Below are 16,615 nucleotides of genomic sequence, written 5' to 3' on the forward strand. Positions count from 1 at the left end.
AGGTGGAATCTATGAGCAAGCTTTTGGACAATATGCAGCCCGCGATCAAAGAGGAGACGAAGCATGTGGCGATTTATACAGCCACAGGCGTGGTACTTATGTGGCTGCTATTTCTGGTACTTCATTTTACGATGCCGGAGAAGGTGCCGTTTAACTATACGGTGATTCTCGGCGGGCTCGGCGGCGGGGCAGTCGCTGTTCTGAATTTTCTGTGGATGGGTCTCATGGTGCAGAAGGCGGCCGCGAAGGCGGGCGACCAGGACGCGGTGAAGACTCTGGTAAAGGGAAGCTATTCCCAGAGAATGCTGTTTCAGATGCTCTGGGTGATCATAGCGATTGTCGCTCCCTGTTTTCACTATGTGGCGGGGATTCTTCCGCTGCTGTTCCCGGGAACGGGAATCAAGATCATGGGGATTTTGAAGAAATAGTTGGAACTATTGGAATTTGTGAAGATAGGAGGTGAAGATGCATGGAAGTGGATATTTCAGGTGCTCGGGTCTTTTTCACGATACCGACGAATATTCCCATACTGGGCGATCTTCAGATTAGTGAAACCCTGGTGGTGAGCTGGATTGTCATGGCGCTGATTACGGGGCTTTGTATCTGGCTGACTCACGACCTGAAGGTGGAAAAGATCTCCAAGCGTCAGGCCGTGGCTGAGATGCTGGTGGAGATGGCGAACAAGTTCGTCATCGGCAATGCGGGCGAGAAGTTCCGGAAGCTGATTCCCTTTGTGGCGGCTCTGTTTGCCACAAGCGTGGTTTCCAACCTTATCAGCTTAATCGGTCTTCGGAGTCCGACGGCGGATCTTTCGACGGAAGCTGCCTGGGCCATCGTGGTATTTATCATGATCACAGCTCAGAAGATCAAGACCAGCGGAATCGGCGGATATCTGAAGGGATTTACCACTCCGATTGCCGTCATGACGCCGTTCAACGTGCTGTCCGAGCTGGCTACGCCCATCAGTTTGGCCTGCCGTCATTTCGGTAACATTCTTTCAGGCGTGGTTATCAACGCACTGATTTACGGAGCCCTGGCTCTGGCCAGCAGCAAGCTGCTGGGACTGCTTCCGGGCGTGCTCGGAGGTGTGCTGTCGCAGATCCCGATCCTGTCGGTAGGTCTTCCGGCGATTACGTCGGTCTACTTCGACTGGTTCTCCGGCGTGATGCAGGCATTTATATTCTGTATGCTGACGGTGATGTATATCGCCAACGCGGCAGAGGAGTAAGCTCAAAAGGTTATTAAAAAATGAAAAAACCATTTTAGGAGGAAATGAATATGGAATTTCAGTTACTTGCAAAAGGTATCGCATTAGCAGGATGTGCAATTGGAGCAGGACTGGCGCTGATCGCCGGTATCGGACCTGGTATCGGAGAAGGTAATGCCGTATCCAAGGCCTGCGAAGCTATCGGACGTCAGCCGGAGTGCAAGGGCGATGTTACCTCTACCATGCTTCTTGGTTGTGCTATCGCAGAGACCACCGGTATCTACGGTTTTGTAACCGGTCTGCTGCTGATCTTCGTAGCGCCGGGTATGTTCATGAACTTCCTGGCATAATCCGTAACAGAATCACGGAGTATAAGAAAAACAGGAGGTCAGGACATGGATGTACAGGAATTAGTTGGTCTTGTGCCATGGACGTTTGTCGCGCAGATCTGTAATCTGTTTATTCAGATGTATCTGATCAAGCGTTTCCTGTTCAAACCGGTAGGTGAGATGCTCGAGAAGAGAAGAGCGCTGGCAGACGCGCAGATTCGCGAGGCCGAGCAGGCTAAGGCGGACGCGGACGCCATCAAGACCGAGTATGAGCAGAACATGAAGGAAGCGAAGGAGAAGGCAAATGAGATCCTTATCACCGCCCAGAAGACGGCGGCGCTTCAGAGTGAAGAGATGCTGAAGGAGGCTACAGCCCAGGCGGCTGCCCTGAAGTCAAAGGCAGAGAGCGACATCGCCCAGGAGAAGAGAAAAGCGGTCAATGAAATCAAGGATGAAATTGGCGGCATGGCCGTGGAGATTGCCGGTAAGGTAATCGAGCGGGAGATTAGTGAAGAGGATCACGCGAAACTCATTGACGAATTTATCGCGAATGTAGGTGAGGCATCATGACACAGTACGCCAGATTGTATGGCGGCAGTCTCTATGACCTCGCTGCCGAAGAAAATCTCACGGACGCCATCGGAGAGCAGATGAAGGAAATTCGGAATCTGTTCCGGGAGAATCCCGACTATGTAAAGCTGCTCTGTGAGCCCTCCGTCCCGAAGACAGAACGGACAAAGCTCATCGAGGAAGCCTTTGGCGGACAGGCAGAGCGTTATTTGGTGAATTTTATGAAGCTGCTGTGTGAGCGGAATCTCCTCGGAGAATTTGCAGGCTGCTGCGAAGAATTCACACGGCGCTATCACGCGGATCATGGAATCGCCGAGGCAGTGGTGACCAGCGCGGTTGCTTTAAGCGACGCGCAGCTTACGGCCCTGAAGGCGAAGCTGGAAAAAATCAGCGGAAAAACCGTAGAGCTGGTACAGAAGCTGGATGCTTCTGTGGTAGCAGGTCTGCGTGTGGAACTGGAAGGAAAGCAGATTGACGGAACGGTTCAGGCCAGAATGTCAGGAATTTCCAGAAAACTGAACGAAGTAATCGTGTAACTTATAAAATACTGTTTAAAGGATGGGAATGGAAACATGCAATTAAAACCAGAAGAAATCTCCAAGGTCATCCGCAGCCAGATCAAATACTATGACAATGCTATCCAGCAGAATGAAACCGGTACGGTTTTGATGGTTGGTGACGGTATTGCCAGAGCCAGCGGCCTGATTAACTGTATGGCAGGCGAGCTGCTGGAGTTTGAGGACGGCAGCTTTGGTATGGCCCAGAACCTGGAAGAGAACAGCGTGTCCATCGTATTGTTTGGTTCCGATGAGAACATCAGCGAGGGACAGACTGTAAAGCGTACCGGCAAGGTCGTATCCGTTCCGGTCGGAGAAGCGATGATTGGACGTGTCGTAAACGCCCTGGGACAGCCGATCGACGGTGCAGGCCCCATTGTGACGGACACCTTCCGCCCGATTGAGAGCCCGGCTCCCGGTATCTGCGAGAGAAAGAGCGTATCTGAGCCGCTTCAGACCGGTATCAAGGCCATCGATTCCATGGTTCCGATTGGACGCGGACAGCGTGAGCTGATCATCGGCGACCGTCAGACCGGTAAGACTGCCATTGCGGTAGATACCATTATTAACCAGAAGGGACAGGACGTGATCTGTATCTATGTAGCCATCGGTCAGAAGCGTTCCACCGTAGCTAATCTGGTAGAGACTTTGACAAAGAACGGCGCCATGGATTACACCATGGTTGTAGCCGCTACTGCATCCGAGGCAAGCCCGCTGCAGTATATCGCGCCCTATTCCGGCTGTGCCATGGGCGAGTACTTTATGAATCAGGGAAAGCACGTGCTGATCATCTATGACGATCTGACCAAGCACGCGGTTGCGTACCGTGCACTCTCCCTGCTGATCCGTCGTCCGCCCGGCCGTGAGGCTTATCCGGGTGATGTATTCTATCTGCATTCCAGACTTCTGGAGCGTGCGGCGAAGCTGGACGATGAGCACGGCGGCGGTTCCATGACGGCTCTGCCTATCATTGAGACCCAGGCAGGCGATGTATCTGCCTACATTCCGACTAACGTGATCTCCATTACAGACGGACAGATCTTCCTGGAGACCGAGCTGTTCCACTCCGGTGTTATGCCGGCGGTAAACCCGGGTATTTCTGTATCCCGAGTAGGTGGTAACGCCCAGATCAAGGCGATGAAGAAGGTAGCCGGTACCCTGAAGCTTCTGTATTCCCAGTACCGTGAGTTGCAGAGCTTCGCTCAGTTCGGTTCCGATCTGGACGCCGATACCAAGGCACGTCTGGAGCAGGGAGCGCGTATCGTGGAGGTTCTGAAGCAGAATCAGAACGCGCCGGTTGCAGTTGAGAAGCAGGTGGCGATTCTCTATGCGGTTACCAGAGGAATCCTGACACGGATTGCCACAGAGGATGTGAAGGCATATGAGGCAGGTCTCTACACCTATCTCGATACCGACGCCATAGGCACTGTGGCTATGCAGGAAATCCGCTCCACAGGCAAGCTGGAGGCTGACACCGAGGAAAAACTGAAAGCAGCCCTGGATGCTTACACGGAGCAGTTCCTGAATACAAAGCCTGAAAAATAAGTGATAGAGGAGGAAGCATATGGCTGCAAATATGAAAGCGGTGAAGCTGCGTATCCGAAGCGTGCAGAGCACCATGCAGATCACCAAGGCGATGGAACTTGTAGCATCCTCCAAACTGCGTAAAGCAAAGGAACGAGCAGAAATCTGCCGTCCTTATTTCCGGGAGCTTCATGAGACCCTGCAGGATATCGCAGATGGCAATACGGATTTTACATCCGTGTATGTGAAGAAAGCAGCTTCTGAAAAATACTGCTATGTTGTCATGGCGGGTGACCGCGGACTGGCAGGTGGCTACAATTCCAACATGTTCAAGACCGTGGAAGCGGCCATGGAAGACAGGGATTGTGTAGTGCTGCCCATCGGCAAGAAGGCGGTAGAGCATTTCCGGAGAAAGGGAATTCCCTGCATCACTGAGAAGTATGCGGAGATCGAGGACGTCTCAGTAGCCAACTGCTTCGAGATGGCCAATATGCTCTGCAAGGAATTCAAAGAGAGGGGATTCGGTCATATTGAACTCTGTTACACGAGGTTTGTGTCCATGCTGTCACAGCAGCCGGATGTCATTTCCATGCTGCCGCTGTCAGAGCTGGCCAGAACGGAAGAGAAGAAGGAGCCGGTACGGAACCTGATTCTCTATGAACCCAGCGCGGAGGAGGTCTTTGACGCCATCGTGCCGGAGTACCTGGCAGGCCTTATTTACGGCGGCGTCTGCGAGGCTCAGGCCAGTGAGCTGGCGGCCCGGAGAATGGCCATGGAGGCGGCGACCGGCAACGCGGAAGAGATGATCGAGAACCTGAACCTGTTTTATAACAGAGCCCGTCAGGCCAGCATAACGCAGGAAATCACAGAGATTGTTGGAGGTGCGGAAGGCATCTGATGAGATGCGGGTGAAAGCCTGCAGCTCGGACAAGGAATCATCATATATAAGGAGATTCAGGAATGAGTGAAAAACACATTGGTGAGGTAGTGCAGATCACCGGCCCCGTACTGGACATCCGGTTTGCTCACGACGAGCTGCCTGCGCTGCTGAACGCCATTGAAATCGATAACAACGGTACGAAGCTGACCGTTGAGGTGGCACAGCAGATCGGCGACAATACGGTCCGCTGTATCGCCATGAACTCCACTGACGGTCTCGTCAGAGGAGCAAAGGCCCTGGATACCGGAAAGCCCATCGAGGTTCCGGTAGGCGAGGAGTGCCTCGGCCGTGTATTCAACCTTCTGGGCGACCCGGTAGACAATCAGCCGGCTCCGGAGGCGAAGGAGCACTGGTCCATCCACCGTCAGGCTCCGGCTTACGAGGAGCAGGTACCGGCGACCGAGATTCTGGAGACCGGTATCAAGGTCGTAGACCTGATTTGCCCCTATGCAAAGGGTGGTAAAATCGGTCTGTTCGGCGGTGCGGGAGTAGGTAAGACCGTCCTGATCATGGAGCTGATCCACAACGTAGCGACAGCACACGGCGGTATTTCCGTATTCACCGGCGTAGGGGAGCGTACCCGTGAGGGTAACGACCTTTATAACGAAATGAAGGAAAGCGGCGTTATTGACAAGACCGCCCTGGTCTATGGTCAGATGAACGAGCCCCCCGGAGCCCGTATGCGTGTCGGACTTTCCGGACTGACCATGGCAGAGTACTTCCGCGATGTGAAAAATCAGGACGTGCTTCTGTTCATTGATAATATTTTCCGTTTCACACAGGCAGGTTCGGAGGTATCCGCACTGCTTGGACGTATGCCGTCCGCAGTAGGTTATCAGCCTACCCTGGCTACCGAGATGGGTGCTCTGCAGGAGCGTATCACATCCACCAGAAAGGGATCCATCACTTCCGTACAGGCTGTATACGTGCCGGCGGACGACCTGACTGACCCGGCTCCGGCTACTACCTTTACCCATCTGGACGCTACCACGGTACTTTCCCGTGAGATCAGTGCCCAGGGTATCTATCCGGCCGTAGACCCGCTGGATTCCACCAGCCGGATCCTTTCTCCGGAGATCGTAGGCCACGAGCACTACGAGGTAGCCCGTGCGGTACAGCAGGTGCTGCAGCGTTATAAGGAGCTGCAGGATATCATCGCCATCATGGGTATGGACGAGTTGTCCGAGGAGGATAAGCAGACAGTGAACCGTGCCCGTAAGGTTCAGCGTTTCCTGTCCCAGAGCTTCTCTGTGGCAGAGCAGTTTACCGGTATGCCGGGAAGCTATGTTCCGCTGAAGGAGACTCTGCGCGGATTCCGTATGATTCTGGACGGCGAGTGCGATCAGATACCGGAGAGCTGCTTCCTGATGGCAGGAACCATCGACGAGGTATTTGAGAGAGCGAAGAATCAGTAAAGGGGGATGTCTATGAAGACTTTTCCGTTACGAATCGGAACGCCGGACGGACTGCTGTTCGAAGGAGAGGCAGGGCGGATCGTATGCAGAACCATCACAGGTGACCTGGCGATCCTGGCTGGACACAGTAATTTCTGCACTGCCCTCGGTATGGGACACGCCCATGTGGCGCTGCCGGACGGAACGGTCCGGGAAGCAGCCTGCATCGGCGGCATGCTGTCCATGATGAACGGCACCTGCCGCGTCATGGCCACCACCTGGGAGTGGAAAGAGGATATCGACGAGGAGCGTGCGGCGAAAGCCAAAGCGCGCGCCGAGAAGCTGCTGGAGGACAAGAACATGGATGAGCGCGACTATCGCATGGCAGAAGCGCGTCTGAAGCGTGCGTTGCTCCGTCTGGATGTAAAAGGATAATCGAATATAGATTACGAAAGAGAAAACCGGATTTTCGGTGGCCTGTATGCAACAGGTACACGGGGATCCGGTTTTTGTGTTGGAAAAGCAGTTGCGGAGAAAATAAGAAGTGGGCTATACTGGAGAAAAGAAGTATGGCATGCGGGGGACAATATGAAACAACGTTTTTTAGAGACACTTCATCTGGAAGAAAATTATAAGAGGGAATGTAAGTTGGCAGAGAACGGGCTGCCAGTCAGCATCTGGGAGACCTACTCTTCATTTGCCAACACAGAGGGCGGTGTTATTCTGCTTGGCGTGCGGGAACACAGGGATTCCTTTGAGGTAAATGGATTGACGGAGCGTCAACTGGTGAAGTACCAGAAGGATTTCTGGAGTGTAGTAAATGACAGAAACAAGGTTTCAAAAAATATTTTGCTGAATCATCATGTGGCGGTTGTGGAGGTCGAAGGCAAGAAACTTTTACAGATAGAAGTACCGGAAGCAGATCGGCATGATAAGCCGGTTTATATCGGCCCGGATCCGATGAAGGGAACCTATCGGAGAAATTACGAGGGTGACTATCTGTGCGCGGAGGAAGAAATCCGGGCCATGTTTGCGGATCAGAGAGAAGTTTCTGTTGATTCAGAAATTTTGGAGAAAATGACATTGGATGCCCTGAATGTGGATACGATAAAGGGGTATCGGATTCGTTTCAAAGGTCTGCATGAAAATCATCCCTGGAATAAGCTGCAGACAGATGAGTTCCTGATGAAACTGAAAGCTGTGGGAAAAAATAAGGAAGGGAATCTTTCCCCGACGGTTGCGGGGCTGCTGATGTTTGGAGAAGCGGAATACATACAGGATGTTTTCTCAAATTATTTTCTTGACTATCGTGAAGAGACAGAGAATGAGAAGGTACGCTGGCTGTATCGAACGACTTCTGATGATGGTGACTGGAGCGGTAATCTATATGATTTTTATTATAAAGTAATTAACCGGATTGATGATGATGTGGCAGTACCTTTTGTAAATCGGAGAAATGGGGCGCGTGTAGATGAAGTAGATGTACACGAAGCATTGGCAGAGGCTGTGGTCAATGCGCTGGCGCATGCGGATTATCAGGGCAGGAGAGGCATTGTAATCGTAAAAAATCGAAAGAAAATTACAATCGCAAATCCGGGAACGCTTCGCGTTTCGCGGGAGGACTTCTTTGCGGGAGGAAATAGTGATCCGAGAAATCCGCTTGTATTAAAGATGTTCAGTCGAGTAAATGTGGGCGAACGGGCCGGAAGTGGTATCGATAAGATTATGACAGCCTGGCGGGAACAGAACTGGAAGAAGCCGGAATTTATTACAGAATACAGTCCGGATCGGGTGATTGTAAAGCTGGAAGTCGGGCAAGTGGTGTACATACCGGGAGCTGCAGATCTGCGGGGAAAAGGATATGAACTGGAAAGCGCGGAAGTGACTTCGCGGATAAAAGAAGATGCGATAAAATATAATGCAATGTCAAAAGAAGAACAGATATTGTCTTATCTTCAGCGGCATGGTGAAATCAGTATGGGACAGGCCACAGAGCTGTGTGGTTATAAAACAAAATCCGCAGCCAGGAAATTGATGGAGAAGTTACGGGAAAAGAACAGAATCGAACGAATTGGTTCTGGACCTATGACCAGATATCGGATAAAATCCTAAGGGTCTCTAAGGGTCTCTAAGGGTCTCTAAGGGTCTCTAAGGGTCTCTAAGAAAATTGACATTTAAGAAGACGGCAGTTAAGAGGTGCCGTCTTCTTAAATTTATTGGAAAGGGTGATAGGCAGGTAAAATCCTTCAGCTTTTCAGGGCCGTGGCCAGCCGCCCGTCTGCCTGGGTCAGCTTTTCTCGTGCCTGTTCCGCGTTGAGAGCGGCGAGGGCCATGAGAATGGCTGTTTTTACGTGATAATCCGAAGCGCGCAGAAGCTCTGCGGCTTTTTCGCGGTCGCAGCCGGTACATTCCTGCAGAATGCCAAGGGAGCGTTCCACCAGCTTTTCATTACTGGGACGCACATCAACCATCAGATTCTGGTAGACCTTTCCCAGCTTGATCATGGTGCAGGTGGAGATCATATTGAGGATCAGCTTCTGGGCGGTTCCGGCCTTCATCCGTGTGGATCCGGTGATTACTTCTGGGCCGGTGACCGCCTCTATGGGGATCTCCGCATGGGAGGAAATAGCGGCATGGGAAACACAGGCGACGGAGCCTGTCAGTGCGCCGATGGAGCTGGCATAGTCCAACGCTCCGATGACATAGGGCGTGCGTCCGCTGGCAGCCAGTCCCACCAGTGCGTCGCGGGAGGTAAAGCCGTGCGAAAGTAGATCCTGCTTTCCGTTTTTGGGACTGTCCTCGGCGCTTTCACTGGAATCGCGGAGCGCGGAATCTCCGCCGGCGATAATGCCCTGAACCAACAGGGGCGAGACTCCGTAGGTGGGCGGACATTCCGAAGCGTCCAGTACTCCCAGCCGGCCGGAGGTGCCTGCGCCGATGTAGTACAGGGAACCGCCGTTCTGGAGCCGCTCGCAGATTCCGTCAATGAGTCGCGCGATATCCGGCAGCGCCGTTTCCACGGCCTGAGTTACGGCGGCATCCTCCTGATTGACGGTACGCACCATATCCAGGGTGCTCATGGAATCTATATGCATAGTTCTTGGATTTCTCTGTTCTGTTTCCAGGTTCTTTAAATTCATGGAAAGTACCTCCCTTCTGATAAGAAAATTATAGGAAATGTGAAACAAAAATACAATTATTTTCAAAAAGAATAAAATTTTGTTTCACATTTTGAAAAGGATATGCCATACTACAGGAAAGAAAAGCAGGAGAAAGGAGTAAAATTATGAGTGTTTTAATTAAATTGCGGGATCAGAGAAATCTTTCGGAGGCGGAAAATCAGGTGCGGGAATATATCCTGCGGTATCCGAAACGGGTGTTGGAATATACGGTGTATGATCTGGCCAGAGAATCCTTCACTTCACCGGCTACGATAGTGCGTCTGTGCAAAAAGCTGGACATCAAAGGCTTTTCCAGGTTGAAAGTACTGCTTGCCGAGGAAACAAAATATTTCCAGAATATCAAGCTGAATCTGCTGGATACGACCACCATTGAAAAGGACGATTCCCCGGGGGCTATCATTGATAAAATCACAAACATCTCCATTAAAACGATAGAAGAAACGCGGGTACTGGTCAACGAAGAAGAGCTGCTTCGGGTGGCCAGACTTATGAAAGACGCCAATATCATAGATTTCTACGGGATTGGCGCTTCCAGTCTGGTAGCTGTGGACGGACAGTTCAAATTTATGAGAATCGGCAAAAATGTCATCGTACACCAGCATTATGACCGGCAGTATGTGCAGGCGGTTAATTCGGACGCCTCCCATCTGGGAATCATCATTTCCTATTCGGGAGAAACAAAGGAAATGCTTCAGATAGCGGGAATTTTGCAGAAAAACGGGACGCCGGTGGTGGCGGTGACCTCTTCCGGAGAGAATTCCCTGAACCGGATTGCGGATCATAATCTCTTTGTGACGGCCAAGGAAACAGTATTTCGAAGCGGGGCCATGGCCTCCAGAACGGCTCAGCTTTATGTGATCGATTTGCTGTATGCCATCTATTGTTCTCTGGATTATGACGAAATTATACAAAAAATTCAGAAAACAAGAATTGATCAGGTCAAATAAACCGATGACAGCGTAAATTTCTTTCTTAAACTGAAATAAAGTTTCAACATAAACACAGAATGTTGACACATAATTTCGGATTTGCTATGTTGAAATCAGAAAGGGGGCAGAAAAAATGATTACCATTGCAAGAATCGATGAACGCCTGATACACGGTCAGGTGGGCTATGCCTGGTCTGTGGTATATAAAAGCGACGCAATCATGGTAATTGATAATGAAATTTCGAAAGATAAATTTCAGATCAGCCTTTTGCAGATGGCATGTCCGGCGGGGGTAAAATGCTTTGTCTGCGATGAGGATAAAGCGGTGGAGATGCTGAATAAGTACGCGAAAAAGAAAATTTTTGTGGTTGTAAAGCATCCGGGAACGCTTCTTCATATTTATGAAAAGGGGGTAAAGCTGGAAAAAATCAATGTAGGAGGACTGTATTTTAAGGAGGGAAGACGACAGTTGTCAAAAACTGTCTATGTGGATCCGGAGATGGAGGAGATTTTCAGAAAACTGAACAGCTATGGCGTGGCGCTTGAAAATCGTACTACCCCTACGGATACGGAAGAAGACCTGATGAAGCTGATGTGAGAGACTGGAAGGAGAAGGTGTAGATATGAGTACGATACAGGTATTGATTTTAAGTATATTTATTGCGTTTCTGATACTTGAGAATTATGGATATGGCTACTGGATGATTTCCCGTCCGATTTTTGCGGGACCGCTCATCGGACTTTTGCTGGGGGATGTGCAGACGGGTCTTCTGGTGGGTGGAAGCGTAGAGCTGATGTATATGGGTGTAATTCCGGTGGGTGGAAGCGTACCGCCCAATGCGCAGATCGCGGGTATTCTTTCCACCGTATTTGCTATTTTGAATGGTGGAAACGCGGAAGTGGGAATTGCGCTGGCGTTGCCGATTGGACTGCTGGCCCAGCTTTTGATTATGCTGGCATGGAACCTGAATATTATTCTGATTCACGGTGCGGATAAATACGTACAGGCCGGAGATTACAGGAAGGTTGAAAAAATGCAGCTTTCCGGTCTGGTGGTATTTTTCTTCGTATTTTTTATTCCCACATTCCTTGCGATTCAGTTCGGAAGCGATTTTGTCAATAATGTGGTAGCGGCCATGCCGCCGGTTCTGACTGACGGACTGAAGATTGCCTCCGGCATTCTTCCAGCAGTGGGAATGGCAATGCTGTTGAAGATGATGAATTTCAAAAAATACTGGTCGTTCTTCGCGCTGGGCTTTGTATTTTCTATTTATCTGGGACTGAATGTACTGGCGATTTCCATCATTGCCCTGGCTATGGTCTGCGCTATGAATGCCATGCGGAAAAAGGATGCGGATGACGGTTTTGACGATGAGGATGAGGAAGAATCCGGAGCCACAGAGGGTCAGTTGGACAAAAAGGTGCTGAAAAAAGTATTCTGGCGTTCCTTCTTCTCCATGACTACGATTAACTATGAGCGTTACTGCTCTCTTGGTTTTTGCTATGCCATGATTCCGGCATTGAAGGTATTTTATCCGAATCAGGATGATTTTAAAGAGGCACTGCAGAGACATAATGAGTTCTTCAACTGCCATCCCTATACCGGAAATGCGGTTCTGGGCGTGACACTGGCACTGGAGGAACAGCGCGCGTCGGGAAGACCCATTTCCGCAGAGGCGATTTCTTCCGCGAAGGCAGCCCTGATGGGACCGCTTTCCAGTATCGGAGATTCGGTGTTCAAGGCCACCTTTATGACCATCTTCGCGGCTATCGGCGCGGCGCTGGCTCTGGATGGCAATCCCATGGGGCCGGTTATCTTTATCGTGCCCAATGTGCTCTTAAACGTATGCTCCAGATGGCTGTTTATCAAATACGGCTATGCATGGGGAACCAACCTTGTGGTAAAGATGAAGAGCAGCGAAATCATCGACAAGTTTGTGGAGGGCGCGACGATCGTAGGTATGATGGTGGTCGGAGCCATGATTGTGGGTTTTGTAAAGCTGAATATTGCCTGCGTATGGAATATCGGTGAGAAAGAGATTATCCTTCAGGATATTATCAATTCCCTGATGCCGAGCCTGCTCCCGCTTCTGCTGGTGCTTGGATATTATCGGATTATGGTAAAGAATAAAAAGGGAATGTATATCTGTATTATCGCAAGCTTTGTACTTGGCATTGCCGGAAAGGCGGTAGGTCTCTTCTGATGAATCAAAGAGGAAAAGATGTTTTAGAGAAAATCAAAGGAAAGCTGATTGTATCCTGTCAGGCACGGGTCGGCTGGCCCATGTATGGCGCCGATATTATGGCCGCCTTCGCGGCGGCCGCCGAGCAGGGGGGAGCAGCAGGAATCCGTGCCACGGGTGTAGATAATATCACCCGTATCAGGGAAAAAGTACATTTGCCGATTATCGGTATCAACAAACAGTTCAGCGATGAATATGAAGTTTACATAACGCCAACTTATCAGAGCGCGGCGGATATTCTGGAAACGGGAGCGGAAATTATCGCGCTGGACGCTACGCCCCGGAGACGGCCGGGCGGCGAAACACCGGAAGAAATTCTGAGGCAGATTCGCGAGCATTATCCGGATGCGTTGGTTATGGGAGAAATTTCAACACTGGAAGAGGCAGAACGTATCATTCCCATGGGGTTTGATCTGATTTCCACCACTCTGTCGGGGTATACCCGGGAAAGCCAGGAGGTGAAAGCCGTGAATCTGGATCTGATTCGCCAGATTCACGCAATTACGGATATTCCCATTATTGCGGAGGGTAAGATCCGCTGTGAACAGGAGGCGGTGGAAGCCCTGAAAGCAGGAGCGCATGCAGTCGTGGTGGGAACCTCCATTACCAGGCCGGAAATCATTACGGAGCGCTATGTGGAGGCTATCCGCGAGGTGGAAGACTGAGCCCGGTGTCGAAACCCTGCCGCGCGCATATACTACTACAAAAAGGATATCCCTATGAAATATGACGACGAACTGCAATCCGGTTTCGGAATGTATCAGGCATATCCGTTTTACCCTTTTCTGCCGTGGGAAGATGAAAAAACGCGCGATCAGAGACGCTTTCGGGAGCTGTATCCAATGCTTGCAAGACGTATTCAGCCGTTGGTAGAGAAGGCCTGCGATATGCAGGAGTACGAGGGCAGCTTCATGTTTGACGAATATCCGGATCAGCTGATGATCCGGCGCGTAAGCCGCAGCATTTACGAGCGGTTGGATAAGAGCGCGTATCAGGATGATTTGATGATGCAGGAGGTCAACGGGCGGAACTGGCTGGAGGATTTCGTGACGGTGATGCTGTTGAATGAGATGTACAGCCGGAGATGCCGCAGACGGGATCGGCGGTGCGGCGGAATTTATTAAAAAAAGAGGATTCGTGCTTTGTGTTATTCAGGCAAAGTACGAATCCTTTTCTTTTTTTGAAAAGACAGTTCAGGCAAATTGGTCAGCAAAATGTGTAAGTGCCCGGTTAATAGCCTGAGCCAGTCCATCCTGATCAATATCGGCGGTTACATAATCTGCAATAGCCTGCACCGTTGTCATGGCATTTCCCATAGCGATGCCGAAGCCGGCGGCCCGGATAAGCTCGATGTCGTTCATGCTGTCGCCGATGGCCACCGCATTTGAAAGATCCGTGTGATAATGGTCAAGCACCCGTTTGGCACCAATTACTTTGCCGTTTTCCCGGGGAATGATATCGGCTCCGCCCAGATTGTCGCCCATGTAGAGTAGCTTTACTTCCGGAAAATGCGCCTGCAGGTCGTCGATAGCTTCTCTGGAGTCCGCAAGGAAGAAGGAAGGAACCCTTTTCTCATACAGCTCCAGAAAATCCTTCCCGTGCCGGGGAGCCATGGCTTTCCGTGCCGGAGAAATATTTTTCATAAAGCGGTCGATATTGGAGGTGTACCAGATATTGTTGTAGCCGCAGGTCAGGCAGTACTGCTTTTCCAGCACATAATCCAGAATCCGTTTCTGAAGCTCCGGATCGAAATATTTTTCCCAGACCAGCTTTCCTTCGATCTCCACAATCGCACCGTTGGAGCTGACAAAACAGTCTGGTGTAAAGTGTTCCCGTAACTCCTCCGGCAGCTGGGAAGTCCGCAGGGAGCGTCCACTGGCAATTGCCACAGGGCAGCCCTTTTCTTGAAGCATTTTCAGAGCGGCAACAGCGCTTTCCGGAATGGAAGCGGTCTGATGACTGAAGATTGTGTTATCATAATCAATAAAAAATACAGGCTTCATAGTAATCTCCTCAAAATCCATAGCAATACAAAGAATATTATAGCGTATTTGCGAAAATAAGGGAAGAAGCGAAAAACAAAATCGTGTAAGTAATGCAGAGTTTTCTCCTGAAAATGGGCATTTTTCGTGAAATATACGGTATTTACAAATAGAAAGTTTGTGGTATACTAAACTAAGACTAAAATAGACATTTTTGGAAATGATATAAAACATAGATAATAAATTCAGAGAACAGAAAGCAGAGAAACGGGAGTTATTATGGATCAGTATGTGATTAAAGGTGGCAACCCCCTTGTCGGCGAGGTAGAGATCGGCGGCGCGAAGAACGCGGCCCTTGCAATTCTTGCGGCAGCAATTATGACAGATGAGACAGTTTTGATAGAGAATCTTCCGGATGTACGGGATATCAATGTACTCCTGAAAGCTATGCAGCAGATCGGCGCACAGGTAGACCGCCTCGATCGTCATACGGTAAAAATCAACGGATCCCGCATCGGGGATTACAGTGTTGACTATGAATATATTAAAAAGATTCGGGCTTCTTATTATCTGCTGGGCGCTTTGCTTGGTAAGTATAAGAAGGCTGAGGTTCCCCTTCCGGGCGGCTGCAATATCGGCAGCAGACCTATCGATCAGCATCTGAAGGGCTTCCGGGCTATGGGCGCTGACGTGAAGATTGAGTACGGATCCATCATGGCCGAGGCAGAGCATCTGCACGGCAGCCATATCTATCTGGATGTGGTTTCTGTAGGAGCGACTATCAATATCATGATGGCAGCATCTATGGCGGAGGGCAATACCGTTCTGGAAAATGCGGCTAAGGAGCCCCATGTGGTAGACGTGGCGAACTTCCTGAACAGCATGGGTGCCAACATCAAGGGCGCAGGTACGGATGTGATTCGAATTAAGGGTGTTGAGAAGCTTCACAGCACGGAGTATTCGATTATCCCGGATCAGATTGAAGCAGGAACCTTCATGTTTGCGGCGGCGGCGACCCGAGGTGATGTGACGGTCAAGAATGTGATCCCGAAGCATCTGGAGGCCACCACTTCCAAGCTTCTGGAAATTGGCTGTGAGATTGAGGAGCTGGACGACGCAGTCCGCGTGGTATGCTCCAAGGGACTTCGCAGCACCAATGTCAAGACACTGCCTTACCCGGGATTCCCGACGGATATGCAGCCTCAGATTACCGCAACCCTGGCGCTGGCCAAGGGCAGCAGTATTGTGACCGAGAGCATTTTCGAGAATCGTTTCAAATATGTGGATGAGCTGGCGCGTATGGGCGCGAATATCAAGGTGGAGAGTAACACCGCCATTATCGAGGGCGTGGAGCGCTACACCGGTGCGCAGGTATCCAGTCCGGATCTCCGTGCGGGAGCGGCATTGGTTATCGCGGGTCTGGCAGCGGACGGTATCACCATCGTAGACGACATCCATTTCATTGAGCGCGGCTATGAGAGATTTGATGAAAAGCTCCGTTCTCTGGGCGCTGAGATTGAGAAAGTGGAAGATGAGCGCGCGCTTCAGAAATTTCGCCTCAGAGTGGGTTGACAAAACACCCGGAGTAGTGTAATGTATAGCACGTGATAAGCAAATTGAATATTGTAAATTTTCTCTTATTCAGAGTGATGGAGATACAAAGGATCTGTGAAGTCACGGCAACCCCGCGTCAGCGGAAGGTGCCAACCTGAGCGAGTTGAATCGAACAATAAGAGGATTTGGTTATCGTGATATAAA

At 50.5% G+C, this 16,615-nt stretch carries 18 protein-coding genes and 1 riboswitch; of the genes, 16 read left to right on the top strand and 2 right to left on the bottom strand.

Annotation, left to right across the window (positions count from 1 at the left end):
* Window positions 1–11 precede the first annotated feature (11 nt).
* The 10 genes from WMO29_RS14175 to WMO29_RS14220 all read left to right on the top strand — a co-directional run bounded on the left by WMO29_RS14175 (window position 12) and on the right by WMO29_RS14220 (window position 8,633).
* Window positions 12–428 (top strand): hypothetical protein, encoded by a 417-nt coding sequence (locus WMO29_RS14175; protein ID WP_349165225.1) that lies wholly within the window; start codon window positions 12–14, stop codon window positions 426–428.
* 41 nt (window positions 429–469) lie between these two features.
* Window positions 470–1,228 (top strand): F0F1 ATP synthase subunit A, encoded by a 759-nt coding sequence (locus WMO29_RS14180; RefSeq protein ID WP_178039416.1) that lies wholly within the window; start codon window positions 470–472, stop codon window positions 1,226–1,228.
* A gap of 50 nt (window positions 1,229–1,278) precedes the next feature.
* Entirely contained in the window at window positions 1,279–1,557 is a 279-nt protein-coding gene (gene atpE, locus WMO29_RS14185; protein WP_178039417.1) for an ATP synthase F0 subunit C, read from the top strand.
* Window positions 1,558–1,602: 45 nt separating this feature from the next.
* The gene (gene atpF / locus WMO29_RS14190; protein ID WP_178039418.1) at window positions 1,603–2,106 is read left to right on the top strand and encodes a F0F1 ATP synthase subunit B; all 504 of its coding nucleotides are present in this window, start codon (window positions 1,603–1,605) and stop codon (window positions 2,104–2,106) included.
* On the top strand, window positions 2,103–2,642 hold the full coding sequence (atpH, locus tag WMO29_RS14195) for an ATP synthase F1 subunit delta (protein ID WP_349165226.1): 540 nt from the start codon (window positions 2,103–2,105) through the stop codon (window positions 2,640–2,642). Before atpF ends, atpH begins: the two co-directional genes overlap by 4 nt.
* A 36-nt stretch (window positions 2,643–2,678) precedes the next feature.
* A complete protein-coding gene (gene atpA, locus WMO29_RS14200; protein ID WP_178039420.1) occupies window positions 2,679–4,208 on the top strand; it encodes a F0F1 ATP synthase subunit alpha in 1,530 nt (509 codons plus the stop codon).
* Between the two features lie 19 nt (window positions 4,209–4,227).
* On the top strand, window positions 4,228–5,085 hold the full coding sequence (gene atpG / locus WMO29_RS14205; protein ID WP_349165227.1) for an ATP synthase F1 subunit gamma: 858 nt from the start codon (window positions 4,228–4,230) through the stop codon (window positions 5,083–5,085).
* 62 nt (window positions 5,086–5,147) lie between these two features.
* Window positions 5,148–6,542, top strand: a complete 1,395-nt coding sequence (gene atpD, locus WMO29_RS14210) for a F0F1 ATP synthase subunit beta (RefSeq protein ID WP_349165228.1) — start codon at window positions 5,148–5,150, stop codon at window positions 6,540–6,542.
* A gap of 12 nt (window positions 6,543–6,554) precedes the next feature.
* Window positions 6,555–6,956, top strand: a complete 402-nt coding sequence (atpC, locus tag WMO29_RS14215; RefSeq protein WP_349165229.1) for an ATP synthase F1 subunit epsilon — start codon at window positions 6,555–6,557, stop codon at window positions 6,954–6,956.
* Window positions 6,957–7,109: 153 nt separating this feature from the next.
* Entirely contained in the window at window positions 7,110–8,633 is a 1,524-nt protein-coding gene (locus WMO29_RS14220) for an RNA/DNA-binding domain-containing protein (RefSeq protein ID WP_349165230.1), read from the top strand.
* 134 nt (window positions 8,634–8,767) lie between these two features.
* Here WMO29_RS14220 and murQ read toward each other — a convergent pair whose 3' ends face one another.
* The gene (gene murQ, locus WMO29_RS14225; protein ID WP_349165231.1) at window positions 8,768–9,661 is read right to left on the bottom strand and encodes an N-acetylmuramic acid 6-phosphate etherase; all 894 of its coding nucleotides are present in this window, start codon (window positions 9,659–9,661) and stop codon (window positions 8,768–8,770) included.
* 146 nt (window positions 9,662–9,807) lie between these two features.
* On the opposite strand from murQ, the gene WMO29_RS14230 reads away from it, so the two are divergent.
* The 5 genes from WMO29_RS14230 (at window position 9,808) to WMO29_RS14250 (ending at window position 13,999) form a co-directional block, all read left to right on the top strand.
* Complete coding sequence (locus tag WMO29_RS14230; protein WP_349165232.1) at window positions 9,808–10,650, top strand: MurR/RpiR family transcriptional regulator; 843 nt, start codon at window positions 9,808–9,810, stop codon at window positions 10,648–10,650.
* A gap of 115 nt (window positions 10,651–10,765) precedes the next feature.
* Window positions 10,766–11,230 carry a PTS sugar transporter subunit IIB gene (locus WMO29_RS14235; RefSeq protein WP_349165233.1) on the top strand — a complete coding sequence of 155 codons (465 nt, stop codon included), beginning with the start codon at window positions 10,766–10,768 and terminating at the stop codon, window positions 11,228–11,230.
* 25 nt (window positions 11,231–11,255) lie between these two features.
* Complete coding sequence (locus WMO29_RS14240) at window positions 11,256–12,836, top strand: PTS system mannose/fructose/sorbose family transporter subunit IID (RefSeq protein ID WP_349165234.1); 1,581 nt, start codon at window positions 11,256–11,258, stop codon at window positions 12,834–12,836.
* Window positions 12,836–13,540: an N-acetylmannosamine-6-phosphate 2-epimerase gene (locus tag WMO29_RS14245; RefSeq protein WP_349165235.1), complete on the top strand. Its 705-nt coding sequence runs from the start codon at window positions 12,836–12,838 to the stop codon at window positions 13,538–13,540. Before WMO29_RS14240 ends, WMO29_RS14245 begins: the two co-directional genes overlap by 1 nt.
* A 54-nt stretch (window positions 13,541–13,594) precedes the next feature.
* Window positions 13,595–13,999 carry a hypothetical protein gene (locus tag WMO29_RS14250; protein WP_349165236.1) on the top strand — a complete coding sequence of 135 codons (405 nt, stop codon included), beginning with the start codon at window positions 13,595–13,597 and terminating at the stop codon, window positions 13,997–13,999.
* A 69-nt stretch (window positions 14,000–14,068) separates the two neighbouring features.
* Here WMO29_RS14250 and WMO29_RS14255 read toward each other — a convergent pair whose 3' ends face one another.
* Window positions 14,069–14,878 carry an HAD family hydrolase gene (locus WMO29_RS14255; RefSeq protein WP_349165237.1) on the bottom strand — a complete coding sequence of 270 codons (810 nt, stop codon included), beginning with the start codon at window positions 14,876–14,878 and terminating at the stop codon, window positions 14,069–14,071.
* Window positions 14,879–15,136: 258 nt separating this feature from the next.
* On the opposite strand from WMO29_RS14255, the gene murA reads away from it, so the two are divergent.
* Window positions 15,137–16,429, top strand: a complete 1,293-nt coding sequence (gene murA, locus WMO29_RS14260) for a UDP-N-acetylglucosamine 1-carboxyvinyltransferase (protein ID WP_349165238.1) — start codon at window positions 15,137–15,139, stop codon at window positions 16,427–16,429.
* 62 nt (window positions 16,430–16,491) lie between these two features.
* Window positions 16,492–16,593: riboswitch (SAM riboswitch) on the top strand.
* Window positions 16,594–16,615 lie beyond the last annotated feature (22 nt).

The organism is Laedolimicola intestinihominis, assembly GCF_040096155.1.
In the GTDB taxonomy this organism is placed as follows: Bacteria; Bacillota; Clostridia; order Lachnospirales; family Lachnospiraceae; genus Laedolimicola; species Laedolimicola intestinihominis.